General features: G+C 72.6%; 28 protein-coding genes. 15 read left to right on the plus strand and 13 right to left on the minus strand.

Going from position 1 to position 24,858, the window contains the following annotated elements; all coding sequences use genetic code 11:
- Window positions 1–51: 51 nt before the first annotated feature.
- Window positions 52–912: a dihydropteroate synthase gene (gene folP / locus D0Z67_RS19090; RefSeq protein ID WP_031181056.1), complete on the minus strand. Its 861-nt coding sequence runs from the start codon at window positions 910–912 to the stop codon at window positions 52–54.
- A 155-nt stretch (window positions 913–1,067) separates the two neighbouring features.
- Between folP and D0Z67_RS19095 the strand changes: the two genes are divergently transcribed.
- Entirely contained in the window at window positions 1,068–1,415 is a 348-nt protein-coding gene (locus D0Z67_RS19095) for a DivIVA domain-containing protein (protein ID WP_031181057.1), read from the plus strand.
- The gene (locus D0Z67_RS19100; RefSeq protein ID WP_031181058.1) at window positions 1,412–2,008 is read left to right on the plus strand and encodes a DNA-3-methyladenine glycosylase I; all 597 of its coding nucleotides are present in this window, start codon (window positions 1,412–1,414) and stop codon (window positions 2,006–2,008) included. The genes D0Z67_RS19095 and D0Z67_RS19100 overlap by 4 nt, the downstream gene beginning before the upstream one ends.
- 59 nt (window positions 2,009–2,067) lie before the next feature.
- Here the strand turns inward: D0Z67_RS19100 and chcB are convergent, their stop codons facing one another.
- The gene (gene chcB, locus D0Z67_RS19105) at window positions 2,068–2,874 is read right to left on the minus strand and encodes a 2-cyclohexenylcarbonyl CoA isomerase (RefSeq protein WP_031181059.1); all 807 of its coding nucleotides are present in this window, start codon (window positions 2,872–2,874) and stop codon (window positions 2,068–2,070) included.
- Between the two features lie 372 nt (window positions 2,875–3,246).
- Here chcB and D0Z67_RS19110 point away from each other — a divergent pair, with 372 nt between their 5' ends.
- The gene (locus tag D0Z67_RS19110) at window positions 3,247–3,414 is read left to right on the plus strand and encodes a DUF3117 domain-containing protein (RefSeq protein WP_018544333.1); all 168 of its coding nucleotides are present in this window, start codon (window positions 3,247–3,249) and stop codon (window positions 3,412–3,414) included.
- A 92-nt stretch (window positions 3,415–3,506) separates the two neighbouring features.
- Here the strand turns inward: D0Z67_RS19110 and D0Z67_RS19115 are convergent, their stop codons facing one another.
- Complete coding sequence (locus D0Z67_RS19115) at window positions 3,507–4,220, minus strand: O-methyltransferase (RefSeq protein WP_107059565.1); 714 nt, start codon at window positions 4,218–4,220, stop codon at window positions 3,507–3,509.
- A 229-nt stretch (window positions 4,221–4,449) separates the two neighbouring features.
- On the opposite strand from D0Z67_RS19115, the gene sigE reads away from it, so the two are divergent.
- The 5 genes from sigE (at window position 4,450) to D0Z67_RS19140 (ending at window position 9,147) form a co-directional block, all read left to right on the plus strand.
- Complete coding sequence (gene sigE / locus D0Z67_RS19120) at window positions 4,450–5,160, plus strand: RNA polymerase sigma factor SigE (protein ID WP_078873266.1); 711 nt, start codon at window positions 4,450–4,452, stop codon at window positions 5,158–5,160.
- Entirely contained in the window at window positions 5,157–6,044 is an 888-nt protein-coding gene (locus D0Z67_RS19125; RefSeq protein WP_031181062.1) for an anti-sigma factor family protein, read from the plus strand. Before sigE ends, D0Z67_RS19125 begins: the two co-directional genes overlap by 4 nt.
- Before the next feature lie 69 nt (window positions 6,045–6,113).
- Complete coding sequence (locus D0Z67_RS19130; protein WP_078873268.1) at window positions 6,114–7,670, plus strand: S1C family serine protease; 1,557 nt, start codon at window positions 6,114–6,116, stop codon at window positions 7,668–7,670.
- Between the two features lie 84 nt (window positions 7,671–7,754).
- A complete protein-coding gene (locus tag D0Z67_RS19135) occupies window positions 7,755–8,204 on the plus strand; it encodes a sec-independent translocase (RefSeq protein ID WP_031181064.1) in 450 nt (149 codons plus the stop codon).
- Window positions 8,205–8,475: 271 nt separating this feature from the next.
- Complete coding sequence (locus D0Z67_RS19140; protein ID WP_031181065.1) at window positions 8,476–9,147, plus strand: hypothetical protein; 672 nt, start codon at window positions 8,476–8,478, stop codon at window positions 9,145–9,147.
- A gap of 61 nt (window positions 9,148–9,208) precedes the next feature.
- Here the strand turns inward: D0Z67_RS19140 and D0Z67_RS19145 are convergent, their stop codons facing one another.
- Genes D0Z67_RS19145 through D0Z67_RS19155 form a run of 3 tightly spaced genes read right to left on the minus strand, consistent with a single transcriptional unit; the run spans window position 9,209 to window position 12,251 of the window.
- Entirely contained in the window at window positions 9,209–10,342 is a 1,134-nt protein-coding gene (locus D0Z67_RS19145) for an Mrp/NBP35 family ATP-binding protein (RefSeq protein WP_031181066.1), read from the minus strand.
- Window positions 10,343–10,384: 42 nt separating this feature from the next.
- Complete coding sequence (locus D0Z67_RS19150; RefSeq protein WP_031181067.1) at window positions 10,385–10,954, minus strand: DUF1003 domain-containing protein; 570 nt, start codon at window positions 10,952–10,954, stop codon at window positions 10,385–10,387.
- Window positions 10,947–12,251, minus strand: a complete 1,305-nt coding sequence (locus D0Z67_RS19155; RefSeq protein WP_031181068.1) for a magnesium transporter MgtE N-terminal domain-containing protein — start codon at window positions 12,249–12,251, stop codon at window positions 10,947–10,949. The genes D0Z67_RS19150 and D0Z67_RS19155 overlap by 8 nt, the downstream gene beginning before the upstream one ends.
- Before the next feature lie 215 nt (window positions 12,252–12,466).
- Between D0Z67_RS19155 and D0Z67_RS19160 the strand changes: the two genes are divergently transcribed.
- Window positions 12,467–13,204: a hypothetical protein gene (locus D0Z67_RS19160; protein ID WP_031181069.1), complete on the plus strand. Its 738-nt coding sequence runs from the start codon at window positions 12,467–12,469 to the stop codon at window positions 13,202–13,204.
- Window positions 13,205–13,216: 12 nt separating this feature from the next.
- On the opposite strand, the gene D0Z67_RS19165 is transcribed toward D0Z67_RS19160, so the two are convergent.
- Together D0Z67_RS19165 and D0Z67_RS19170 are read right to left on the minus strand one after the other, a co-directional pair.
- Window positions 13,217–13,747: a hypothetical protein gene (locus D0Z67_RS19165; RefSeq protein ID WP_031181070.1), complete on the minus strand. Its 531-nt coding sequence runs from the start codon at window positions 13,745–13,747 to the stop codon at window positions 13,217–13,219.
- A gap of 23 nt (window positions 13,748–13,770) precedes the next feature.
- A complete protein-coding gene (locus tag D0Z67_RS19170; protein WP_031181071.1) occupies window positions 13,771–14,889 on the minus strand; it encodes a magnesium and cobalt transport protein CorA in 1,119 nt (372 codons plus the stop codon).
- A gap of 459 nt (window positions 14,890–15,348) precedes the next feature.
- On the opposite strand from D0Z67_RS19170, the gene D0Z67_RS19175 reads away from it, so the two are divergent.
- The 4 genes from D0Z67_RS19175 (at window position 15,349) to D0Z67_RS19190 (ending at window position 18,383) form a co-directional block, all read left to right on the plus strand.
- On the plus strand, window positions 15,349–15,933 hold the full coding sequence (locus D0Z67_RS19175) for a suppressor of fused domain protein (protein ID WP_031181072.1): 585 nt from the start codon (window positions 15,349–15,351) through the stop codon (window positions 15,931–15,933).
- 117 nt (window positions 15,934–16,050) lie between these two features.
- Window positions 16,051–16,698 (plus strand): DUF6758 family protein, encoded by a 648-nt coding sequence (locus D0Z67_RS19180; protein ID WP_031181073.1) that lies wholly within the window; start codon window positions 16,051–16,053, stop codon window positions 16,696–16,698.
- 93 nt (window positions 16,699–16,791) lie between these two features.
- Window positions 16,792–17,649: a PHP domain-containing protein gene (locus tag D0Z67_RS19185; protein ID WP_031181074.1), complete on the plus strand. Its 858-nt coding sequence runs from the start codon at window positions 16,792–16,794 to the stop codon at window positions 17,647–17,649.
- Between the two features lie 128 nt (window positions 17,650–17,777).
- Window positions 17,778–18,383: a MarC family protein gene (locus D0Z67_RS19190; RefSeq protein ID WP_031181075.1), complete on the plus strand. Its 606-nt coding sequence runs from the start codon at window positions 17,778–17,780 to the stop codon at window positions 18,381–18,383.
- A gap of 45 nt (window positions 18,384–18,428) precedes the next feature.
- On the opposite strand, the gene D0Z67_RS29720 is transcribed toward D0Z67_RS19190, so the two are convergent.
- Window positions 18,429–18,584: a hypothetical protein gene (locus tag D0Z67_RS29720; RefSeq protein WP_086693633.1), complete on the minus strand. Its 156-nt coding sequence runs from the start codon at window positions 18,582–18,584 to the stop codon at window positions 18,429–18,431.
- Between the two features lie 213 nt (window positions 18,585–18,797).
- Between D0Z67_RS29720 and D0Z67_RS19195 the strand changes: the two genes are divergently transcribed.
- Window positions 18,798–19,700, plus strand: a complete 903-nt coding sequence (locus D0Z67_RS19195; protein ID WP_107059567.1) for an NYN domain-containing protein — start codon at window positions 18,798–18,800, stop codon at window positions 19,698–19,700.
- A gap of 55 nt (window positions 19,701–19,755) precedes the next feature.
- Here D0Z67_RS19195 and D0Z67_RS19200 read toward each other — a convergent pair whose 3' ends face one another.
- Window positions 19,756–22,089, minus strand: coding sequence for a DEAD/DEAH box helicase (locus tag D0Z67_RS19200; RefSeq protein WP_078873270.1), 2,334 nt, complete (start codon window positions 22,087–22,089; stop codon window positions 19,756–19,758).
- A gap of 423 nt (window positions 22,090–22,512) precedes the next feature.
- Here D0Z67_RS19200 and D0Z67_RS19205 point away from each other — a divergent pair, with 423 nt between their 5' ends.
- Window positions 22,513–23,256, plus strand: coding sequence for a ferritin-like fold-containing protein (locus tag D0Z67_RS19205; RefSeq protein WP_031181078.1), 744 nt, complete (start codon window positions 22,513–22,515; stop codon window positions 23,254–23,256).
- Window positions 23,257–23,274: 18 nt separating this feature from the next.
- On the opposite strand, the gene D0Z67_RS19210 is transcribed toward D0Z67_RS19205, so the two are convergent.
- From D0Z67_RS19210 to D0Z67_RS19220, 3 genes are all read right to left on the minus strand, one after another.
- Entirely contained in the window at window positions 23,275–23,544 is a 270-nt protein-coding gene (locus tag D0Z67_RS19210; protein ID WP_031181079.1) for a hypothetical protein, read from the minus strand.
- A gap of 169 nt (window positions 23,545–23,713) precedes the next feature.
- Complete coding sequence (locus D0Z67_RS19215) at window positions 23,714–23,941, minus strand: DUF3107 domain-containing protein (protein ID WP_030807269.1); 228 nt, start codon at window positions 23,939–23,941, stop codon at window positions 23,714–23,716.
- 136 nt (window positions 23,942–24,077) lie between these two features.
- The gene (locus D0Z67_RS19220) at window positions 24,078–24,719 is read right to left on the minus strand and encodes a TetR/AcrR family transcriptional regulator (RefSeq protein ID WP_030807272.1); all 642 of its coding nucleotides are present in this window, start codon (window positions 24,717–24,719) and stop codon (window positions 24,078–24,080) included.
- Between the last annotated feature and the right edge of the window lie 139 nt (window positions 24,720–24,858).

A 24,858-nucleotide genomic window follows, 5' to 3' on the forward strand; every position in this document is an offset into this window, starting at 1 on the left:
ACCGCCCCCCTGGGGCCGGCTCCGGGAGCCGCCCCCAGGGGGAGATCCCCGTCAGGCGAGGCCCCTGCGGGCCGTCGCGGGGGGCCGGTGGCCCGCGATCGACGCCACCATGTCCAGCACCTGCCGGGTCTCCGCGACCTCGTGCACCCGGTACACCTGCGCCCCGAGCCACGCCGAGACCGCCGTGGTCGCCAGCGTGCCGATGAGCCGCTCCTTGACCGGGCGGTCCAGCGTCTCCCCGACGAAGTCCTTGTTGGACAGCGACACCAGCACCGGCCAGCCCGTCGCCACCATCTCGTCCAGCCGGCGCGTGGCCTCCAGGCTGTGCCGGGTGTTCTTGTTGAAGTCGTGCCCCGGATCGATCAGCACCGACTCGCGCGGTACCCCCAGCGCCACCGCCCGCTCGGCCAGCCCCACGGTCACGTCGAGGACGTCGGCCATCACGTCGTCGTAGGCCACCCGGTGCGGCCGGGTACGGGGCTCCGCGCGACCGGCGTGCGTGCACACCAGGCCCACCCGATGGCGGGCCGCTACCTCCGCCAGGCCGGGGTCCACACCGCCCCACGCGTCGTTCAGCAGGTCCGCGCCCGCCTCGCACACCGCCTCGCCGACCTCGGCCCGCCAGGTGTCCACGCTGATGATCACGTCGGGGAAGCGGCGCCGGACCTCCGCCACGAAACCGACCGTGCGCCGGGCCTCCTCCTCGGCGGTGACCTCCTCGCCCGGCCCGGCCTTCACCCCGCCGATGTCGACGATGGCCGCGCCCTCGGCCACGGCGCGCTCCACACGCGCGAGGGCGGCGTCGTCGGCGAACGTCGCGCCCCGGTCGTAGAAGGAGTCCGGGGTCCGGTTGACGATCGCCATGATCACCGGTTCGTGTGCCCCGAATTCCCGCTTGCCCAGCCTGAGCATCCCCTGTGACCTCTCCTCGTGCCTCGGACGTCCGGCGCCTCGCGGCCCGGACTGTCAGCCTCGCATGGCACGATCGGACCCAGACACATCCGGCTTCCGGACGCGGGGTCCGAAGGGCCCGCCGTCCGGCACATCGAGCTTGGGGAACCCTGGCGATGCTGATGTTCTTGTTCCTGGTCCTCGCGCTGGCCGTCGTGGTCGGCGCGGTGACGCTCGCCGTGGTGGGCGGCGGCGAGAGCGCCCCGCTCCAGGACGCCGCGCCCGAGCGGCTCCAGGACCCGCTGCCCGCGGACCGCCCGCTGCACGGCACCGATGTGGAGAGCCTGCGCTTCCCGGTCGCCGCGCGCGGCTACCGCATGGCCGACGTGGACGACGCGCTCAGCCGCCTGGCCGCCGAACTCGGCGAGCGGGACGCCCGGATCGCCGACCTGCAGAGCGCCCTCGCCGGTGCCCGCGCGGTGCAGCCCCGCCCGGACGGGCCCGGCCCGGAGGACCTCCGATGAGCACCGGGGAGGCCCTCGCCGGGGCGGACGGCGCGCTGCGCTGCCCCTGGGCGCTGTCCACCGAGGACTATGTCGCCTACCACGACGACGAGTGGGGGCGCCCGGTGCACGGGGACGACGCCCTTTTCGAGCGGCTCAGCCTGGAGGCGTTCCAGTCCGGGCTGTCCTGGATCACGATCCTGCGGCGCCGGCCCACCTTCCGGCTCGCCTTCGCCGGCTTCCGGATCGAGAAGGTCGCCGCCTTCACCGAGGCGGACCGCGAGCGCCTCCTCGCCGACCCCGGCATCATCCGCAACCGCGCCAAGGTGGACGCCACGCTCGCCAACGCGCGCGTGCTGGCCGGCTGGTCCGAGGGCGAGCTGGACGAGCTGATCTGGTCCCACGCCCCCGACCCGGCGGCGCGTCCCGTGCCCAAGGTGCTGGGTGACGTGGCCGCGGTGACCCCCGAGTCCACCGCGCTGTCCAAGGCGCTGAAGAAGCGCGGCCTGAAGTTCGTCGGCCCCACCACGGCGTACGCCCTGATGCAGGCGTGCGGCCTGGTCGACGACCACCTCGAAGCCTGCGTCAGCCGGGGCGCGGCCACGCGCGGCTGAGACGCGGAACGGCCGGGGCGGGGGTAAATCAGCTTGCCCCGCCCGGCCGTTCAGGAGGATCAGCGGCCCACGTACTTGGGCTTCTCCTTCTGCACGAACGCCTGCACGGCGATGACGTGGTCCTCGGAGGCGCCCGCGCGGGTCTGGAGCTCGTCCTCCTTCTCCAGCGCCTCGTCCAGCGAGTGCGTCAGCCCGTACGCCACCGCCTCCTTGATCGCCGCGTAGGCGACCGTCGGGCCCTCGGCCAGGGCACGGGCCACCTTCTCCGCCTCGGCGCGCAGCTCGGCCGCCGGGACGACCCGGTTGGCGATGCCCAGCTCCAGCGCCTCCTGGGCGCCGATGGTGCGCGGGAAGAGCAGCAGGTCGGTGGCGCGGCTCGTGCCGATCACGCGGGGCAGCGTCCAGGAGATGCCGGAGTCCGCGCTGAGCGCCACGCCCGCGAACGAGGTGTTGAACGCGGCGGTGTCCGCCACCAGGCGGTAGTCCGCGAGCAGCGCGAAACCGAAGCCCGCGCCGGCCGCCACGCCGTTGACGGCGGCGATCACCGGCTTCTTCGCACCCGCCAGCGCCCGCGCGATCGGGTTGTAGTGCTCCTTGACCGTGCTCATCGTCTGGCCGCCGCCCCCGCCCTCCCGGTCGGCGGCGAGCAGCCCGATGTGCTCCTTGAGGTCCTGGCCCACACAGAACGCCCGGTCGCCCGCCGCGGTCAGCAGGATCGCCCGCACCGCGTCGTCCGCCGCCGCGGCCTCGACGGCCTCGCGCAGGGCGTTCTTGGTGGCGATGTTCAGCGCGTTCATCGCCTCGGGGCGGTTCAGCGTGATCGTGGCGAGCCCGTCGGTCACCTCGTGGAGCACGGTGTCGGCCATGGCGCGTCCCCTCCGTTTCGCGTGACGACGTACCGGCCGGTACGTCGTTGTCCGGGGACAGCATGGCGGAGATCCCGGCCCGGCAGTCGCACCGGACGTGTGACCTGCGTCTAACAAAACCGCCACAGAGGTGGCCGGGGAGTGTGCCGAGGGTGGCGCAGTATCGCAGGCACATCCCCGCTTTGAGTGGTTTTGCTCGCGCGCGTTGCCCAAGCGATGCGGACCGATGTTGGTCATCGGGTCCTGGGATGCGGGATAATGGCTGGGAAGCAATGTGTTCGATGCCGGTGTCGCGCGTCCCTCCTGGACCGCGGGTGCCCTCCGTGGGGTCGTCGGCAGACGATGAGCCTGGTTTCAGGAAGGGGTACGAGCATGGCGGCCATGAAGCCGCGGACGGGTGATGGCCCGCTCGAGGTGACCAAGGAGGGGCGGGGCATCGTCATGCGCGTTCCGCTCGAAGGCGGCGGTCGACTCGTCGTCGAGCTGACCCCCGACGAGGCAGAGGCGCTCGGCGACGCCCTCAAGAAGGTCGTCGTCTAGACGCGCTGCGATCTTTTCCTTCCGACTGCCCCGGCACCCGTCCAGGTGCCGGGGCAGTCGCGTGTTCCGTCCGGTGCGCCGGTGGAAGGGGCTCAGCGCTTGACGGCGCAGAGCAGGCCGTCGCCGACCGGGAGCAGCGAGGTCACCAGCTCCGGGCTCTCGCGCACCGTGCGCAGCAGCTCGCGCAGCCGGACCACCTCGGTGGGCTGCGGGCCGGCGTCGACCGTGCGGCCGCTGGCGAAGACGCCCTCGAAGACCACCAGCCCGCCCGGCCTCAGCAGGCGCAACGATTCAGCGAGGTAGTCCGAGTACTCCAGCCGGTCGCCGTCGCAGAAGACGAGGTCGTAGCCCGAGTCCGCGAGCCGGGGCAGCACGTCGAGGGCGGGGCCGGGGATGAACCGGGCGCGGTTGCTGGCGAAGCCGCAGGCGCGGAACGCCTGCCGGGCGAACTGCTGGTGCTCCGGCTCCGGATCGACGGTGGTCAGGACGCCGTCGGGGCGCATTCCGTGCAGCAGGTGGATTCCGGACACCCCGCAGCCGGTGCCGATCTCCGCGACGGCCTTGGCGTCCACGGAGGCGGCGAGCAGTCGCAGCGCGGCGCCCGTGCTGGGCGCCACCGAGCGCAGCCCCGCGTCGCGGGCACGGTCCCGGGCCCAGCGGAGTGCTTCGTCCTCGGCGACAAAGGCGTCGGCGAACGCCCAGCTCGTCTGCCGGTTGCCGGTAATGACCCTCTCCTGTCCCCGTGGTTGCCTCGGCGTGACTGTATCCGTTGCGCCGGGAACCCGCTGATGGGACCGAGCGTTCACAGGGGAGAGCCGACGCGCGGAGAGCGCGCCCGGCACGCGACGGGGGTGAGAGGTGACGGAGGGTGTGGATCGCATGCTGACGCGGGTGGCTGAGCCGGGTCGGCGCGTGTCAAATTTTCGTAAAACCGCTTATCCGGAGCTAACGGGCGAGGTGGCTATGGTAGGGGCTCCACTGGACACCACCAGAGCCGACAGGGGAGGTGCGGCCGCACCCGAGGACCGAGGGGGAGTGCTGCGGCGCTTTCTCGGGTCGGGCAGGCCGAAATCCGTGACCGACACCGCTGCTGACCACCACGCCGCCGGTCCCGCCGCAGGCGAGACCCAGACCGCGACCTTCGCCGCCGACGCGGACGGGCAGGCGTGGACTCCGCCCACCTGGGAGGAGATCGTCAGCACGCACAGCGGCCGCGTCTACCGCCTCGCCTACCGCCTCACGGGCAACCAGCACGACGCCGAGGACCTCACCCAGGAGGTCTTCGTCCGTGTCTTCCGCTCGCTGTCGACGTACTCGCCGGGCACCTTCGAGGGCTGGCTGCACCGCATCACCACCAACCTCTTCCTGGACATGGTCCGCCGCAAGCAGCGCATCCGCTTCGACGCCCTGGGCGACGACGCGGCCGAGCGCCTGCCCAGCCGCGAGCCGTCCCCGCAGCAGGTCTTCAACGACGCCCACTTCGACGCCGACGTCCAGCAGGCGCTGGACACCCTCGCGCCGGAGTTCCGCGCGGCCGTGGTGCTGTGCGACATCGAGGGGCTGTCGTACGAGGAGATCGCCGCGACCCTCGGGGTCAAGCTGGGCACCGTCCGCTCGCGTATCCACCGGGGGCGTTCGCAGCTCCGCAAGGCCCTCGCCCACCGTTCTCCCGAGGCCCGCAAGGCCGAGCGCCGTTCGTTCATGCCTCGGGTGCCCGCGCTGGGGGGAGGGGGCACGCCCGCGTGAGTGGAACCGGAACCGACCCCGCGGAGGCCCGCCTCGCGGAACAGCATCTGGGAGACCGCCTCTCCGCCCTGGTGGACGGGGAACTCGGTCATGAGTCGCGCGACCGCGTCCTCGCCCACCTGGCCACCTGCTGCCGATGCCGGGCCGAGGCCGACGCGCAGCGCCGGCTGAAGAACGTGTTCGCGGAGGCCGCCCCGCCGCCGCCCTCCGAGTCCTTCCTCGCCCGCCTCCAGGGCCTCCCCGGCGGCGACGCCGACGGGCCCGGCGAGCGGTTCGCCTTCAGCTACGTACCGGCCGACTCCGGGCACGCGCCCGAGCAGCGCGGCTTCCGTATCCACCCCGTCGCCGACCGGCCCTCATCGCGCGGGCTGCGGTTCGCGGCGGCGGCCGCCGGAGCGGTCTCCCTGGCGGCGGTGGCCCTCGGCGGAGTCACCACCGCCCTCCCGGGCGACCTCGCGGCCGACGCCCGCGGCGGTCCGGGCAACGGGAGCAACGTGGCGCCTTCGCGCTCGGCGGGCACGGGCACGGGTACGGGTACGGCGGCCGGTACGGGTACCGGTGCCCCTGAGACGCAGCGGCGCCGCTCCACCGCCCCGCTGCTCGCGCAGGGCGGAGGTGCGCTCAACCGCACCCCGGCCGCGCAGGTCTCCGCCACCGCGCCGCTGCTGCCGGGCATCCCGGCGCCGGTCGACGCCCGGGTCACGGACACCGCGCGGGACCTCGCCATGCCGGTGATGGCCGGCGCGGCCGCGGTCTCCCCGCTGATACGTCCGCTCGGCGAGACCACCCCGTTCTCCCTGGACTCCTGGCCCCTGGCGGCCCCCTCCGCCGGGACCACCGCGGCAGCCGCCCCGACCAACTCCCCCTCACCCTCGGCCCCCTGACCCCCCGATCCCTGGTTGAATCCTGTAAGGCCGTCTCCGTACGGCCTCCACACCGCGACTGGGGAGAGCATGAACGAGGGTCACCCGAAGCCGCCCGCACCCAGCGACGACTTCGAACTGGCCAAGCCGGCGCCTCCCGCCGGGCCCGACGGTTCCCCGGCGGACCGCGAGCCCGGCGATCCGGGGGCGTGGGACGAGCCCCGCGACACGGTCTCCGGCCGCCCCAAGCCCCTGCACGACCCCGACCCCTACGGGACCCCTCCCTACGGCGGGCCGGGCCCCTGGGCCCCCGCACCGCCCGTCCAGCACCCCATGGCGACCCCGGCGCAGGGCACGTCCGTCACGGCCCCGCACGACCCCGTACCCCCTGCCGAGCCCACCGTCCCGGCCCCCGCGCCCTCGCCGGAGGCCGCCCCCGGCCCGGCCCCCCGCCACGACCCCTGGAACCCCGCGTCCCCTTCCCACCAGGCCGCCCCCCTCCAGCACCCCGGCACCCCCGCGACCGCCCCCCAGCGGGAGTGGCCCGGATGGAAGAAGCTGATCGGCGTCCTCCTCGGCGTCACGCTGCTCGCCGCCGGCGTCGGCGGGTTCCTCGGGGCCTGGGTGCAGCGGGAGGGGACGACCACCGTGACGCTGCCGAAGGCCGGGGCCGTGCCCGAGGGGCGGGAGCGGGACAGCGTGGCCGGGATCGCCGCCCGCGCGCTGCCCGGGGTGGTGACCCTGCATGTGCGCGGCGGGGACGAGGGCGGGACCGGGACCGGGTTCGTGCTCGACGGGCAGGGACACATCCTCACCAACAACCACGTCGTGGCACCCGCGTCCGGCGGCGGCGACATCACCGTGACGTTCAGCAGCGGCGACACCGCCCGCGCGGAGGTCGTCGGCCGGGACACCGGCTACGACCTGGCCGTCGTCCGGGTGAAGGGCGTGCGCGGGCTCACCCCGCTGACCCTCGGCGACTCCGACGCCGTACGCGTGGGAGACCCCGTCGTCGCGATCGGCGCCCCCTTCGACCTGGCCGACACCGTCACCTCCGGCATCGTCAGCGCCAAGGACCGCCCGATCACGGCGGGCGGTGAGAAGGGCGACGGCACCGACGTCAGCTACGTCGACGCGCTCCAGACCGACGCCCCGATCAACCCCGGCAACTCCGGCGGCCCCCTCCTCGACGCCCACGCCCGCGTGATCGGCGTGAACTCCGCCATCCGCTCCGCCGACCGGGACTCCGACTCCGCCGAGAGCCGCTCCGGCTCGATCGGCCTCGGCTTCGCCATCCCGGCCAACCAGGCCCGGCGGGTCGCCGAGGAACTCATCGACACCGGGCACGCCACCCACCCGGTCATCGGCGTGACCCTCGACATGGACTACGCCGGTGACGGCGCCCGTATCGACACCGAGGGCGGCGCGGCCGGACCCGCCGTGCGGAAGGGCGGACCGGGTGACCGGGCGGGACTGAAGCCCGGCGACCTGATCAGCGGGGTCGACGGCCACCCCGTCCACTCGGGTGAGGAACTGATCGTCAAGATCCGCGCCCACCGCCCCGGCGACCGCCTCCGGCTCACCGTGAAAAGCCCCGGTACCGAGCACACCGTCACGCTGCGCCTCGGGGCGTCCGACCGGAACTGACGCAAGTCTCACCTCGGGGCGGTACCGGTCCGGCGGGTGTGCCGGGTACCGTGGGGCGACCGAGGACACGCAAGGAGCTTTCAGGTGTTCAATGACATAGGGCCGCTTGAGCTGGTCACGCTCATCGTCCTCGCCGTGCTCGTCTTCGGTCCGGACAAGCTCCCCAAGTTCATCCAGGACGTCACGCGCACGCTCCGGAAGATCCGGGAGTTCTCGGACAACGCCAAGAACGACATCCGCAGCGAGCTGGGCCCGGAGTTCAAGGACTTCGAGTTCGAGGACCTGAACCCGAAAGCGTTCCTGCGCAAGCAGCTCGACAACGACGAGCTGGGCCTGAAGGACATCCGCAGCACCTTCGACCTCAAGCGCGAGATGGCCGAGCTGACGGACTCCGTGAACGGCCACGACACCGCCTCCGCGCTGCCCGGCCCGGCCCCGACCTCCGCCGCCGCGTCCGGCGGCCGGGTCGACATGACGAAGAAGCCCGAGGCCCCGAAGGACGAGCGCCCGCCCTTCGACGCCGACGCCACCTGACACCGGGGCGGACTTCACCCGGTCGGCCCCGCGCCCCCCCGGACAGATCACGACACGCCACGAAACCCGCCCCACCGGGCGGGTTTCGTCGTGTGCACCAACGGGACATCCCGCGTTCGGCCGTCCCCGGGGCCCCGGGCGCCCGTCGCATTCCGGGCAGTCCTCAGCGGTGTGGATATGCTGCCGAGTTGTTGTGCGGACCGGGCGCGTACGCCCGAAGGGGGGCGGGCACCTGCCCCGGTCCGACGAGAACGAGGAGGCGTCCGGGCAGATGGAGACCACAAGTCGGGTAAGCGCGCAGACGCCGGCCACCGAGAGCGGCCGTCGCGGCCACCTCGGCGGCCGGACGGTCGACGGCTATCTGCGCGCGCCCTTCCCCTGGTACGGGCTCGACGAGGCGTTCACGGGCCACCGCTGGCTGCTCCAGGTCGGCCTGGCCGCCGACGGCGCGGTGGAGCACGGTTCGATCGGGCACGGCGACGAGCCCTCCGTACGCAACGAGCACAGCGCGAACTCCTCGGACGAGCCGCGGGAGAAGTTCGCCGTCGTCGTCACCGTGCCGGTCAACCCCTCCCGCCGCAGCGCGGACGGCACCGGGCTGCTGGAGGCCACCTCGGTCTCCTCGGCGGCCTGGCTGGCCGGGGTGGGCCTGCTGTCGGTCACCTGGCCCGGCCAGATGGACCACACCCTGCGCGACGACTGGCTGGACCAGCAGACCGAGACCGCCTGGGCACTGGCCGACGACCTCGACGGCTCGGAGTGGGCGAAGCTCTCCCTGCCGGTGGACGGCGTGGCCACGCCCTTCCACTACCGGGAGTCGGAGTTCGGCTGGGTGCTCGCCGGCGCCACCGAGGCGGGCGTCCACGTCGGCGCGTACGGCCGGGGCATGAGCGCCTACGGGCTCGGGTTCGCCGTCGTCAAGGACATCGGCGCGTACGCCTGACGACACGACGGGAGGGGGCGCCGGCGGAATCCGCCGGCGCCCCCTCCCGTCGTGTCCGGGCTCAGAACTTGTTGCGCGGGGTGATGCCCAGCGACAGTCCCGACAGGCCGCGCTGACGGCCGCCCAGCTTGCCCGCGATGGCACGCAGGGCCGAGCCGGCCGGGGAGTCGGGGTCGGTCAGCACGACCGGCTTGCCCTCATCGCCGCCCTCGCGCAGCCGCACGTCGATCGGGATGCTGCCGAGCACCGGCACCGTGGCGCCCGTCGTGCGGGTCAGGCCGTCCGCGACGAGCTGGCCGCCGCCGGTGCCGAAGATGTCCACCATCTCGTCGCAGTGCGGGCAGGGCAGGCCCGACATGTTCTCGACCACACCGACGATCTTCTGGTGGGTCTGCACCGCGATCGAGCCCGCGCGCTCGGCGACCTCGGCCGCGGCCTGCTGCGGGGTGGTGACGACCAGGATCTCCGCGTTCGGGACCAGCTGGGCCACCGAGATGGCGATGTCACCGGTGCCCGGGGGCAGGTCCAGCAGCAGCACGTCCAGGTCGCCCCAGTACACGTCCGCCAGGAACTGCTGGAGCGCCCGGTGCAGCATCGGACCGCGCCAGACGACCGGGGCGTTGCCCGGGGTGAACATGCCGATGGAGATGACCTTCACGCCGTTCGCCGACGGCGGCATGATCATGTTCTCGACCTGGGTGGGCTTGCCGTCCGCGCCCAGCATGCGCGGCACGCTGTGCCCGTAGATGTCGGCGTCCACCACGCCGACCTTCAGGCCGTCGGCGGCCAGCGCGGCCGCCAGGTTCACCGTCACCGAGGACTTGCCGACCCCGCCCTTGCCGGAGGCGACCGCGTAGACGCGGGTGAGGCTGCCGGGCTTGGCGAACGGGACCTCGCGCTCGGCCTGCCCGCCGCGCAGCGCGTTGGCCAGCTCCTTGCGCTGCTCGTCGCTCATCACGTCCAGCGTGACGTCCACCCGGGTGACGCCCTCGACACGGGAGACCGCGTCGGTGACCCGCTGGGTGATCGTCTCGCGCATGGGGCAGCCGGAGACCGTCAGGTACACCGTGACCGCGACCGCTCCGTCCGCGCCGATCTCCACCGATTTGACCATCCCGAGTTCGGTGATGGGTCGGTTGATCTCGGGGTCGTTCACCGTCGACAGCGCCTCGCGCACCGCGTCTTCCGTAGCCATAGGACGATGGTACGGCGCCCGTGGGGGCCGCTGGGTAGTGCCTCAGCGGTCGTCTGCGTCACGCACCGGCGGCCGGCTTGTCCGTTCCGTCTCCAGTTCGCGTACGAGGTCCTGCAGCTCGGACCTGATCCAGTCGCGGGTGGCGACCTCGCCGAGGCCCGCGCGCAGGGCGGCGATCTCGCGGGTCAGGTACTCGGTGTCCGCGATGGACCGCTCGTTCTGCTTGCGGTCCTGCTCCAGGTTGACCCGGTCGCGGTCGTCCTGCCGGTTCTGCGCGAGCAGGATCAGCGGGGCCGCGTAGGACGCCTGGAGGGACAGCATCAGGGTCAGGAAGATGAACGGGTAGGAGTCGAACCGCACCACGTCCGGCGCGGCGACGTTCCACACCACCCAGACGATGATGACGACGGTCATCCAGACGATGAAGCGTCCGGTGCCGAGGAACCGGGCGATCCGCTCCGACAGCCGGCCGAACGCCTCCGGGTCCCACTCCGGCAGCACCCGGCGGCGCGGCGGCCGGGGCTGGTCCAGTCGCGGCGTGCGCGGCCGGGTGGCCGTGGCGCCCGCGGGGGAACGGTCGCGGCCCTCGCGGGCGCCCTCGCGCTCAGCCATGCGTGCCCGCCTCGTGCCCGGCGCCGGTCTCCGGCAGCTCGTCCAGATGGAACTCCGTCTCGCGCCAGTCCTCGGGCAGCATGTGGTCCAGTACGTCGTCCACGGTCACCGCGCCCAGCAGCGACCCCGACTCGTCCACCACGGGGGCGGCGACCATGTCGTAGGTGGCGAAGAACCCGGCGATGACGGGCAGCGTGGCGTCCGGGGACAGCGGTTGCAGGTCGTCGTCGAGCTGCGAGCTGACCAGGGTGTACGGGGGGTCGCGCAGCAGCCGCTGGAAGTGCACGGTGCCCAGGTACTTGCCGGTGGGCGTCTCGTCCGGCGGGCGGCAGACGTACACCTGGGCGGCGAGGGCGGGGGAGAGGTCGGGGTTGCGGACCCGGGCGAGCGCGTCGGCGACCGTGGAGTCGGGGCGCAGCACGATCGGCTCGGTGGTCATCAGCCCGCCCGCGGTGTGCTCCTCGTACGACATCAGGCGCCGCATGTCGGCCGCGTCCTCGGGCTCCATCAGGCTGAGCAGGCGCTCCTTGTCGTCCTCCGGCAGCTCGCCCAGCAGGTCGGCGGCGTCGTCGGGGTCCATGGCCTCCAGGACGTCGGCGGCGCGCTCCTCCTTCAGCTTGCCGAGGATCTCGATCTGGTCGTCCTCCGGCAGCTCCTCCAGCACGTCCGCCAGCCGGTCGTCGTCGAGGGCCGCGGCCACCTCCGCGCGCCGCTTGGGGGAGAGGTGGTGCAGGACGTTGGCGAGGTCGGCCGGGCGCAATTGCTCGAAGGTGGCCAGCAGGTTCTCCGCGCCCTGACCGTGCTCCTCCAGGGAGAACCCGGTGACGGCCGACCACTCCACGGTCAGCGTCTCGCCCTTGGCCCGCCGGAAGGCGCCGCCCTTCTTCCCCTTGCGGACGTAGACCCGGTCCACCTCCCACTCGCGGCGGGCGGGCAGCTGCTGCACCGAGAGGTCGAGGACGGTGACCTCCTCGCCGGTCTCCACCAGCTTCACCCGCCGGTCCAGCAGCTCCCCGAAGACCAGGCGCTCGGTGGGCCGCTGCTCGAAGCGGCGGACGTTGACCACCCCGGTGGAGATGACCTGACCGGAGTCGATGCCGGTCACGCGGGTCATCGGCAGGAAGATGCGGCGCCGGGTGGACAGCTCCACGACCAGCCCGAGCACCCGGGGCGGACGGCGGCCGACGCGCAGCATGACGACGATGTCGCGGACCCGGCCGACCTGGTCGCCCGCCGGGTCGAAGACGGGGACCCCGGCGAGGTGCGACACGAAGATCCGGGGGACACCGGCTGCCATCTGTGCTTCCTTTGCCGTGCTCGGGACGCGGGGAGAACGCGAAGTGAATCGGTGCGGATTCGCTCTGATATGGCCACGCTTGTGCGCTTCAGGCTAGCCCGTACCGATCGGAAACGCCCCGGTGGGGGGTCCGGACGGACGGGCTCCGCTCGGGGCGCGTGCCCCCGGTACGCTGCCGTACGCCCATTCGGCACGGCAGAGAGGCAGCCCCACCTGTGACTGCGATTCCCCAGGCGCGTATCCGGAGAACCGCGCGGGTGGCCGCGCTGTGCGTGCTGGCCGCGTCGGCGCTGACGCTGCTGACGGGATGCGGCGAGGAGGACCCGGACGCCGGGACCAACGGGGTCGGGCGGCTGCCCGCGCGGAAGATCCAGACACAGAGCCGGGCGGCGGCCGACGCGGCACCGGCGGTGCACCTGGCCGGGACCGTCGTCACCGGCGGAGTCGCCTTCAAGCTGGACATGCGGCTGAAGTCCGGCGGCGGCAGCGGCTCGGTGACCTCCAAGGGCTCCACCTTCCAGCTGCTGCGCGTCGGCGACGAGCTGTACGTCAAGGCCGACGCCGCCTTCTGGAACCACGGCGGTGACACCTCCGCCGCGGGCAAGCTGGACGGCAAGTACGTGAAGGTCCCCCAGAAGGACCCGGCGTACCAGAAGTTCAGCGGCCTCACCGAGAAGGACGTCCTGCTGCCCGCGCTGCTCACCCTGCACGGCGAGCTGGCCACGGCCGGCCACCACACCCAGGCCGGCACCCGCACCATCCGGGTCACCGGCGACGGCGGCCCCGGCGGCACCCTCGACGTCTCCCTGGAGGGCAAGCCGTACCCGCTGCGCCTGGTGCGCGGCGGCGGCGCCGGCACGCTCACCTTCTCCGAGTGGGGCAAGGACTTCCCCGCCGCCGAGCCCGCCAAGAACGACACGGTCGACTACGGCGGCCAACTGCCGGGCTCCTAGGGTCTGTCGACCTCAGCCCCGCTTGCGTCGCCGGGCCAGGAGCCTCGGCAGCGCGGCCGGTACCGGCACGCGGGTGGTGGCCGGGGTGGGCAGCGGGGGCTCGGCCAGGCTGCCGGTGGGGGGCGGCTCCACCTGACCGGTGGGGACCAGGCGCAGCACCGTACAGTCACGCGCCCAGCGGGCCGGGATCTCCTCTGCGCCCGGGGCGTTGAGCCGCTTGCCCTTCAACTCCGCGACGGCGGCCTGCCATTCGGGCGAGGCCGGGTCCAGCCGGTGGACGCTCGCCCGCCAGGTGACGAGCCGGCCGCCCTTGTCCTTGCTGCGCACCGCGACCTCGGCCGCGCCGCCGTCGGTGAGAGCGGGCAGCGGCTGCTCGCCGGGACCGTCGCCGACCAGCAGGGCCGCGCCCTCGTGCCAGACGTGCCAGAGCGGGCGGGCGGCGGGCGCGTCGGCGCCCCGGACCCAGATCAGGCCGGACTTCTTGGTGGCCTCCTCGATGAGGGCCTGGTCGAAAAGGGCCTGGGCGGGCGGCTCACTGCTCATGCGCCCAGCCTATCCAGCGGCGCTCAGAGCCAGCCGTTGCGCTTCAGCGTGCGGTGGATGCCCAGACACAGAACGACCGTGACGCTCATGATCACCGGGTAGCCGTACTTCCAGTGCAGCTCGGGCATGTACTTGAAGTTCATGCCGTAGACCCCGCACACCATGGTGGGTACGGCGATGATCGCGGCCCAGGCGGTGATCTTGCGCATGTCCTCGTTCTGCGCGACGGACGCCTGCGCCAGGTTGGCCTGGAGGATCGAGTTCAGCAGTTCGTCGAAGCCCATGACCTGCTCGTGCACCCGGGCCACGTGGTCGGCGACGTCACGGAAGTACTTCTGGATGTCAGGGTCGACCAGCCGCATCGGCCGCTCGCTCAGCAGCTGCATCGGGCGCTGGAGCGGGGCGACCGCGCGCTTGAACTCCAGTACCTCGCGCTTGAGCTGGTAGATCCGGGCCGAGTCGACACCGCGCGAGACGCCGCCGTTGCGGCCGGGGGAGAAGACCTCCGTCTCCACCTCGTCGATGTCGTCCTGCACCGAGTCCGCGACCGCGATATAGCCGTCCACCACGTGGTCGGCGATGGCGTGCAGCACCGCCGAGGGGCCCTTGGCGAGCAGCTCGGGGTCCTCCTGGAGCCGGTGGCGCAGCGCCCGCAGCGAGCCCTGGCCGCCGTGCCGCACGGTGATGAAGAAGTCCCGGCCGGTGAAGCACATGACCTCACCGGTGTCGATGACCTCGCTGCTGGCGGTGAGCTGGTCGTGCTCGACGTAGTGGACGGTCTTGAACACGGTGAACAGGGAGTCGTCGTACCGCTCCAGCTTCGGCCGCTGATGGGCCTGGACGGCGTCCTCCACGGCCAGCGGGTGGAGTCCGAAGGCGCTCGCGATGCCGGCGAACTCGGCCTCGGTCGGCTCGTGCAGGCCGATCCACACGAAGCCGCCGTCCCGGCGCACCTCGCGCATCGCCTCCTGCGGGCTGAGGGTGCGTCCGCTCTCCAGCCGGGCGCCGTCGCGGTAGACGGCGCAGTCGACCACGGCCGAGGACGTGGTGGTGTCGGGCTCGAAGGGAGCGGCCGCCTCCTTGCGCGGGAGGGGGCGGCTGGACGGTCGGACCACGGCTCGCAGGTCGCGGATCATCGACATGGGCAGGCTCCTTCGCGGGCGGGCAACGAAAGTGCGCCTGCGACGGGTGGAACTACCCGGAATGGGGACGTTCGGACTGCATACGTTTGGCACGTCCACAAAGCGGGGAGCACCGCACCGTCGCGGTGGCGACTTCGCTACTGATGCAGGACTGAGTCAGATCAGGCAGATCAGGCAAAGCGAAACGAAGTGCTCTTCCGGACGGCGAAGCGAACGAAAAGGTGGCGGTCGGCCAGGAATGACATCAACAGCCGGAAGAGCGAGTGGTACTGCACGGTCGACTTCGATCCATGACAGCCCCACCTCCTCCGGCCGGTCCCTCGTAAGGGAGTCTCATCGGCGTCGGGGACTCGACGGCGAGCATGTGCACGCGGCCCCGAACCACCGGCTCAGCGTAGCAGCAGCCCATCGTGTCAAGGCGCAGCTTTGCCTGCCGCTGACGAGATCTATGCTCACCGCATGGTTGATGTTCTTCCTCTGGTCGAGGCGCGGCTGAACTCGGCGCTCGGTGAACCGGACGCGCGTGCCTCGGTCACCTTCCTCGGCGCCGACCGCATCGAGGTGCTGCGCTTCCAGGAGGGGGACGTGGTCCGCTACGCCACGCTCGGCATGTCGGCGCACCCCATGAGCGACCCCACGGCCATGGTCGCCGACCCCGTGGAGGGGCCGCGTGCCGAGCTGGTCCTCTCCGTCCGCGCCGGCGTCACCGACACCGGTCCGGTGCTCCGTCCGCTCGCCGTGCTCGCCGCGTCCCCGCAGGTCGAGGGGGTCGTCGTGGCACCCGGTGCCTCACTGGACGTGGGGGAACCGCTGTGGCCCGGGGCGCCCTTCACCTCGGTACTGGTGGGGGAGCCGGGCGGGCTGGTGGAGGACCTGGAGCTGGACGCCCCGCTGGACCCGGTGCGCTTCCTGCCGCTGCTGCCGATGACCCCGAACGAGGCCGCGTGGAAGCGGGTGCACGGCGCGGGGGCGCTCCAGGAGCGGTGGCTCACCCACGGCACGGATCTGCGCGACCCGAACCGCGCGTCCGTCCCGCTGGGGTGAGCAAGCTCACCAAGTGCCGTGCCGGAGCGCGGAGTTGACCGGACCCCGGAACCGGGCCGGGGCCGTACGGGTGATCGTCCTTGACGTGCGGCGGCCGGGGTAGGACCGTGGGGCCCTATGAGGGGCGAACCCAGTTGCCCGAGGTGTGGTGGCCGGGTCCGGGCTCCCGGTCTCTTCGCCGACACGTGGCAGTGCGACGCGCACGGCGCGGTGTATCCGCTGCAGCCCGTGATCCCGCCCGGCGTCGAGGCGCTCACCGCCGTGACGCAGCGCACCCGGGTCCCGTTGTGGATGCCGTGGCCGCTGCCGGTCGGCTGGCTGTTCACCGGCGTCGGCTACGCGGGTGACGCCCCCGGCGGCGGCCGGGCCACCGTCGTGGCCTGCTCCGGACCCGGCCCGCTCGGCGGTCCGGGCGAACTGATCCTCGTCGCCGAGGAACTGGGCGTCGGCCTCGGCGCGCGCTACGCGGGCCTGGACGGCCCAGACCCCGGCCCCTACCTGGACATGGAGAAGCCCCCGCAGGCCAAGGTGCTGGCGGCCGGCCGTCCCACCCCGCTCTGGCACGTCGACGGCGCCCCGGACGACCGCGCCGTCTTCGCCGGCGAGGCGCTCGGCGTCTGGCTGTGGGCGGTCACCTGGCCCGCGCAGTCCGGCCTGCTGATGTACGACGAGCTGGTGCTGACCGACCTGCGGGACGCGGGCCCCGAGGTGGATCTGGTGCCCTGCGGGGCGCTCTCGCCCCGGCTGATGCGGCCCGACCTGTAGGGGGCGCCTCCGGGGAGCGGGGGTGACAGGCATGCCGCGGGCGCGGCTATCCTTGGGTGTCCTCACCGTCCCCGCGAGCCGTCTGGAGCAGCCGTGCGCATCGACCTGCACTGCCACTCCGCCGCCTCCGACGGCACGGACACCCCGGCCGGGCTGATGCGCGCGGCCGCCGCTGCCGGACTGGACGTGGTCGCGCTGACCGACCACGACACCACCCGTGGGTACGCCGAAGCGCTGGCCGCGCTCCCCGAGGGGCTCACCCTCGTCACCGGCGCCGAACTCTCCTGCCGGATCGACGGCGTCTCCCTGCATCTGCTGGCCTACCTCTTCGACCCCGAGGAGCCCGCCCTGCTCGCCGAGCGCGAGCTGGTCCGGGACGACCGGGTGCCGCGCGCCCACGCGATGATCGCCAAGCTGAACGCGCTCGGCGTACCGGTCACCTGGGAGCAGGTCGAGCGGATCGCCGCCGGGGGCACGGTGGGCCGGCCGCACCTCGCGTCCGCGCTGGTGGAGCTGGGTGTCGTACCGACCGTGAGCGACGCGTTCACGCCCGCGTGGCTGGCCGACGGCGGGCGGGCCCACGTCGACAAGCACGAGACCGATCCGCTGGAGGCGATCCGGCTGGTGAAGGGCGCGGGCGGCGTGACCGTCCTCGCCCACCCGGCCGCCGCCAAGCGCGGGCACACGGTGCCGCCGGAGGCGATCGCCGCGATGGCCGCCGCCGGACTCGACGGGCTGGAAGCAGACCACGCCGAGCAGGACCAGGACACCCGCACCCGGCTGCGCGGCCTCGCCGGGGACCTGGACCTGCTGGTCACCGGCTCCTCGGACTACCACGGCACCCGCAAGACCATCGCACTCGGCGAGAACACCACCGACCCCGAGGTCTACGGCGAGATCATCCGCCGGGCGACCGGCGCCTTCCCCGTCCCGGGGACCGGCGGGGCCTGAGCCCTCCGCGTCACCCCGCTGCTTTTCCCCTCACCCGATCACCCGCACGTCCGCCGTGCGCGCCCGTCTCCTGCCCCCAGGGGGCTCGGGGCGCCGCGCGGCGGTGGCTTCATCATGCAAGGCACACGATGTTCGACCTCGCCGTCTTCGGCTCCCTGTTCCTGACCCTCTTCGTCATCATGGACCCGCCGGGGATCACCCCGATCTTCCTCGCCCTCACCGCCGGGCGGCCCGCCAAGGTCCAGAAGCGGATGGCCTTCCAGGCCGTCTGTGTGGCGGGCGGGGTCATCGCCGTGTTCGGCGTCCTCGGCCACCAGATCCTCGACTACCTGCACGTCTCGGTCCCCGCGCTGATGATCGCGGGTGGACTGCTGCTCCTGCTGATCGCGCTCGACCTGCTCACCGGCAAGACCGACGAGCCCAAGCAGACCAAGGACGTCAATGTCGCCCTGGTCCCGCTGGGCATGCCGCTGCTCGCCGGTCCCGGCGCGATCGTCTCGGTGATCCTGGCCGTGCAGAAGGCCGGAAGTGTCGCCACGCAGGTCTCGGTGTGGGCGGCGATCCTCGCCATCCATGTCGTGCTGTGGCTGGTGATGCGTTACTCGCTGCTGGTCATCAAGGTCATCAAGGACGGCGGTGTCGTCCTGGTGACCAGGCTCGCGGGCATGATGCTCTCCGCGATCGCCGTGCAGCAGATCATCAACGGGGTCACTCAGGTGATCCGGGGGAGCTGAGGCTCGGCCTCGGCTCCCCCGGAAGGCTTGAGTGCGTCGTGCGCCCTATGAGGCCGGGCAGCCTTCAGCGGGGCGGATCCACAGGCGCTGGCCGATGGCGGCCGCCTGCTGCACGATCCGGTTGACGGAGGCGGCGTCCACGACGGTGCTGTCCACGGTCGAGCCGTCGACCTCGTCGAGTCGCATGATTTCGAAGCGCATGAAGGCTTCTCCCTTCGTCTGGTCATCCTCCAGAGGAGAACTACTGGTGTGCGACGAGTTGTCGCGGTGTCACATGTCTAGACAACGAACTGCCCACCGCAAACATTCCCTACGCTAAGGAAATTTTTTCACGGGCTAATTACTGTCCGGTAAAAAGACCGCGCGACGGGACTGACGGGGACCGGTTGTGTTCGCAGCGTGACGGCCGGGACAATGGACCCGATGAACGAAGACCTGGCGGCTCTGGGTGCCCGCATCGACCACACCAACGAACTGCTCCAACGCATGCTCGTCGAGGTGGCGAAGACACCCTCCACCCACGCGATCTTCGTGGACGCGGGCTATCTCTACGCGGCAGCCGGCCGGCTGGTGGCCGGCACCGAGGACCGCCGCGCCTTCGACCTGGACGCCGAGGGCCTGATCGACGCGCTCATCGACAAGGCCCGCTCGATCTTCGCCGACAGCCGCCTGCTGCGCGTGTACTGGTACGACGGCGCCCGGCGCCGCATCCACACCGCCGAGCAGCAGTCGATCGCCGAGCTGCCCGACGTCAAGGTCCGCCTCGGCAACCTCAACGCGCACAACCAGCAGAAGGGCGTCGACTCCCTGATCCGCACCGACCTGGAGTCCCTCGCCCGCCACCGCGCCATCAGCGACGCGGCACTGCTCGGCGGCGACGAGGACCTCGTCTCGGCGGTCGAGGCGGCGCAGGGGTACGGGGCGCGGGTCCATCTGTGGGGCATCGAGGCGCCCGAGGGCCGCAACCAGGCCGAGCCGCTGCTGTGGGAGGTCGACAGCCAGCGCACCTTCGACCTGGAGTTCTGCAAGCCGTACGTCTCCCGCCGCACGGCCGCCGCCTACGAGGCCACGGGCAACCGGCCCACCCGCGAGGACGTGCGGTTCGTCGGCGCCCAGATCGCGGCGAAGTGGCTGGTCTCGCGGGGCCGGGACAGCCTGATGGAGCTTCTCCCCGGCCACCCGTACCTGCCCGGCTCGGTCGACCAGGACCTCCTGGTCGAGGCGGAGGGGCTGCTCCAGTACTCCCTGCGCGGCCAGGCCGACCTCCGCCGGTCCCTGCGGGACGGCTTCTGGGAGCACTTGCAGACGCAGTACTGACAAACAGTGAGGCCCGGTCCCCCTCGACGGGGGACCGGGCCTCACTGGCTGGTGCTTACGCCTCGGTGGGCTCCACGGCCGCGACCTTGCGGGTCCGGCGGCGCGGCTTGGCCTCCGGCTCCTCGGTCGCCTGCGCCGGGATGTCCGACGCGACGGCCTTGGCGGCGGCGGTCTTGCGGGTCCGGCGCGGCTTGGTCTCGGCGACCTCAGCGACCTCGGCCGTCTCGGCGGCCTTGGCAGCGGCGGTCTTCCGGGTGCGACGGGGCTTGACCTCGGCCTCGGGGGCCTCGACCGGCTCCGCGGCGACGGCCTTGGCGGCGGTCTTGCGGGTCCGGCGCGGCTTGGTCTCGGCGACCTCGGCGGCCTCCGCGACCTCGGTCGTCTCGACGGCCTTGGCGGCGGCGGTCTTGCGGGTCCGGCGCGGCTTGGTCTCGGCGACCTCGGCGACCTCGGCGGTCTCAGCCGTCTCGGCGGCCTTGGCGGCGGCGGTCTTCCGGGTGCGGCGCGGCTTGGTCTCGGCCTCGGGGGCCTCGACGGCGTCCACGACCGCCTCGGCGGCGACGGCCGCCTTGCGGGTGCGGCGCTTCGGCGCCTCGGCGACCGGCGCGTCCACGACGGCCTCGGGAGCGGCCTCCACGGCCTTGCGCGTACGGCGGCGCGGCGTCTTCGGGGCCTCGACGACGGCGGTCTCGGCGACCGCCTCCACGACCGGCGCCTCGACGACGGCCTCGGTCACGGCCGCCTCGGCACGCTTGCGGGTGCGGCGACGCGGCTCGGCGGGAGCCTCGGCCACGGCCTCCGGCGTCACCACGGTCTCGACCACGGCGGCGGGGGCGGCCGCCGCCTCGCCCGACGACGCGCCACGCGTACGGCGACGGCGGCGCGGGGTGCGGGCGGCCTGCGGCTCCTCGACGGACGTGGTCTCCGCCGGAGCGGCACCGGCCTCCACCGGGGCACCGCCGCGCATGCGACGGCGGCGGCGCGGAGTGCGCTCACCACGGTCCGACCGCTCCGAACGGTCCGAGCGCTCGGTGCGCTCCCGCTCCGGCGCGGCCTCGGGACGCCCGCCACGGCCGGGACGGCCACCGCGCGCGCCACGGCCGCCGGTCTCGCCGAGGTCCTCCACCATCTCCGCGTCCAGCCCGGCGCGCGTGCGCTCCGAGCGCGGCAGGACACCCTTGGTGCCGGCCGGGATGTTCAGGTCGGAGAAGAGGTGCGGGGACGTCGAGTACGTCTCCACCGGCTCGTTGAAGTCCAGCTCCAGCGCCTTGTTGATGAGCTGCCAGCGCGGGATGTCGTCCCAGTCGACGAACGTGACGGCCGTGCCCTTGTTGCCGGCGCGGCCGGTGCGGCCGACCCGGTGCAGGTAGGTCTTCTCGTCCTCGGGGGACTGGTAGTTGATGACGTGGGTCACGCCGCCGACGTCGATGCCGCGCGCGGCCACGTCGGTGCAGACCAGCACGTCCACCTTGCCGTTGCGGAAGGCGCGCAGCGCCTGCTCGCGCGCGCCCTGGCCGAGGTCGCCGTGGACCGCGCCGGACGCGAAGCCCCGGCGCTGGAGCTGCTCGGCGATGTCGGCGGCGGTGCGCTTGGTACGGCAGAAGATCATCGCCAGACCGCGGCCCTCGGCCTGCAGTATGCGCGCGATCATCTCCGGCTTGTCCATGGAGTGGCCGCGGTAGACGAACTGCTTGATGTTGGCGACCGTCGCGCCCTGGTCGTCCGGCGCGGTGGCGCGGATGTGCGTGGGGCGGGACATGTAGCGGCGGGCGAGACCGATGACCGCGCCCGGCATGGTGGCCGAGAACAGCATGGTCTGGCGCTTGGCCGGCAGCATGTTGACGATCTTCTCGACGTCGGGCAGGAAGCCCAGGTCGAGCATCTCGTCGGCCTCGTCCAGCACCAGGCACTTGACGTGGCTGAGGTCCAGCTTCTTCTGGCCCGCGAGGTCCAGCAGCCGGCCGGGGGTGCCGACGACCACGTCGACGCCCTTGTTCAGGGCCTCGACCTGCGGCTCGTAGGCACGGCCGCCGTAGATGGCGAGGACGCGCACGTTGCGCACCTTGCCGGCGGTCAGCAGGTCGTTGGTGACCTGGGTGCACAGCTCGCGGGTGGGCACGACGATGAGCGCCTGCGGCGCGCTGGTCAGCGCCTCCGGGGCGGCACGGCCGGCCTCGACGTCGGCGGGGACGATGACGCGCTCCAGCAGCGGCAGGCCGAAACCGAGGGTCTTGCCCGTGCCGGTCTTGGCCTGGCCGATGACGTCGCTGCCCGAGAGCGCGACCGGGAGCGTCAGCTCCTGGATCGGAAAGGGGTTGATGATGCCGACGGCTTCCAGCGCCTCGGCGGTCTCGGAAAGAATGCCGAGATCACGAAATGTCGTAGTCAGGGTTTTGCCTCTTCTTGTGTGCGCGGCACGAGGCGAGCGCGGGGATCATGTCTGACCGTGCCGGGCACGTCGGCCGCCGTACGGGCGAACCAACTGGGGCAAGCCGTAAGACACGGGACCTCTGCCGACGCTCTAGCGCTCGAACCGCTAAGGATGTCCCTCCGCTCGCCGTACGCGCGGTGCCGTACGGCCCAGGAGGGCTGTCAGGTCGGAGCCGATCGGGCCACCGACCGGGCATCCTCATACGTGCGCCAACTGCCAGAAGGCGCCGAACGCACCGAACAGCGTCGGAGCACTCAGCAGGCGCATTACCACCATACCCCGGATTGCCGCACACGCGATGGCCGAATTCGTCACGTAGTCGTGGTCACAGTGGTTGACCAGGGGGTTCCCGGAGGGGGCGAGCGGGCTATTGTGCGCCTCATGACTAGCTCTGACAAGCCTGAGACCCCCGAGAACGCGGGCGCCGCCACCGGCGTCGCCGCCCAGGACTGGGCGACGGCCGCGGCGGACCCGCAGTACCGCGCCGCCGTCGTGGACCTGCTCGGCGCGCTCGCGTACGGCGAGCTGGCCGCGTTCGAGCGGCTCGCGGAGGACGCCAAGCTGGCGCCGACCCTCTCGGACAAGGCGGAGCTGGCCAAGATGGCCTCGGCGGAGTTCCACCACTTCGAGCGGCTGCGCAACCGGCTGACCGGGATCGGTGCCGAGCCCACCGCGGCGATGGACCCCTTCGTCGCCGCGCTGGAGAGCTTCCACAAGCAGACGGCGCCCTCGGACTGGCTGGAGGGCCTGGTCAAGGCGTACGTCGGCGACTCGATCGCCAGTGACTTCTACCGCGAGGTCGCGGCCCGCCTCGACACCGACACCCGCGAGCTCGTCCTCGCCGTCCTCGACGACACCGGGCACGCGGAGTTCGCGGTGGAGAAGGTGCGCGCGGCCATCGACGCCGACCCCCGCGTGGGCGGGCGGCTCGCGCTGTGGGCGCGACGGCTGATGGGCGAGGCGCTGTCCCAGTCGCAGCGGGTCGTCGCGGACCGGGACGCGCTGTCCACCATGCTGGTCGGCGGGGTGGCCGACGGCTTCGATCTCGCGGAGGTCGGCCGGATGTTCACCCGGATCACCGAGGCGCACACCAAGCGGATGGCCGCGCTGGGCCTCGCGGCCTGACCCGCCGTCAGGAGGCGGCTACGCGGGCGCGGATCGCCGGCGCAGCCGCCCGGCCGGGCGCAGCAGCAGCGACAGGGACGCGGCGGACACGACGGCCGCGCCGAGCAGGGTGAGCAGGACCGGGGCCGGGCCCAGTGCGCTGTGCGTGACGAAGTCCCCGAAGAGCGCGCCCGCCACCGCGGTGGCGAAGACCAGCGGGCGGGTGGGCAGCCGGTGCGGCAGGCGGTGCGCCGCCGCGAAGGCGAGGACGAGTCCGAGCGCGGCCGAAGCGAGCACTTCGAGGATCATTCGAGGGGTCCCTCCCACGTCTGCGTGCTCATGCGGTCACCGTCCGGCATACCCGTGACCTGCGCGTTGCAATCCTCCCCCGTGCCCATCCTGTGCGCGAGCCGTGCGCGCCGGGCCAGCGAAAAGGGCCCGGTGGCGGGTGCCACCGGGCCCTTCACGGGTGTCGCGCCTACAGCGTGCCGAAACCGACCTTGCGCGCGGTCGGCGCGCCGATCTCGACGTACGCCAGACGGTCCGCGGGGACCACGACCTTGCGGCCGCGCTCGTCCTCCAGGCTCAGCAGCGGCGACTTCCCGGCCAGGGCGTCGGCCACGACGCGCTCGACCTCCTCGGCGCTCTGACCGCTCTCCAGAACGATCTCGCGGGGCGCGTGCTGCACGCCGATCTTGACCTCCACGGCTATGTCCCTCCGACGGTCAGTGATGTGCGCGTTGTGCCGCGCCGTACGCAGCACACATTAGCCCGGTGAGGGGACGCGCATGCTTCTGGCGGGAACGCCATCAGCGAACACGCCCCGCCGGCGCGCCGTCGTCTCAGTGGTGGTCGGTGCCGTGCAGCGGGAAACCGGCGATGCCGCGCCACGCCAGCGAGGCGAGCAACTGCACCGCCTGGTCGCGCGGCACGCTGCGGTCGCTGTGCAGCCAGGAACGCGCCACCACCTGGGCGAGTCCGCCGAGCCCGGAGGCCAGCAGCATCGACTCCGCGCGGGACAGACCGGTGTCCTCCGCGATGACCTCGCAGATCGCCTCGGCGCACTCGGTGGTCACCTTGTCGACGCGCTCGCGCACGGCCGGCTCGTTCGTCAGGTCCGACTCGAAGACCAGCCGGAAGGCGCCGCCGTCGTGCTCGATGTACGCGAAGTAGGCGTCCATGGTCGCCCGTACGCGCTGTTTGTTGTCGGTCGTCGAGGCGAGCGCGGCGCGCACGGCCTGGATCAGGGCCTCGCAGTGCTGGTCCAGCAGGGCCAGGTAGAGGTCGAGCTTGCCGGGGAAGTGCTGGTAGAGCACCGGCTTGCTGACTCCGGCGCGCTCGGCGATGTCGTCCATCGCGGCCGCGTGATAGCCCTGGGCGACGAAAACCTCCTGGGCAGCGCCCAGCAACTGGTTGCGCCGGGCTCGGCGCGGCAGACGGGTGCCGCGCGGGCGTGCTGCCTCTGTTTGCTCGATGGCTGTCACGCCGCCTCCCAATGTCGTCCTCGTGCGGTGTCGGCCGCGCGGCCATCGTACTTTTCGGTAACCCCGGTGTGCGCGGTGCGAGCGCAGAATTTCACGTACCGGACGGCGGCGAAAGCCGTGGCCCCGGCCGCGGTGCGCG

The sequence above is a fragment of the Streptomyces seoulensis genome, from assembly GCF_004328625.1.
Classification (GTDB): domain Bacteria; phylum Actinomycetota; class Actinomycetes; order Streptomycetales; family Streptomycetaceae; genus Streptomyces; species Streptomyces seoulensis.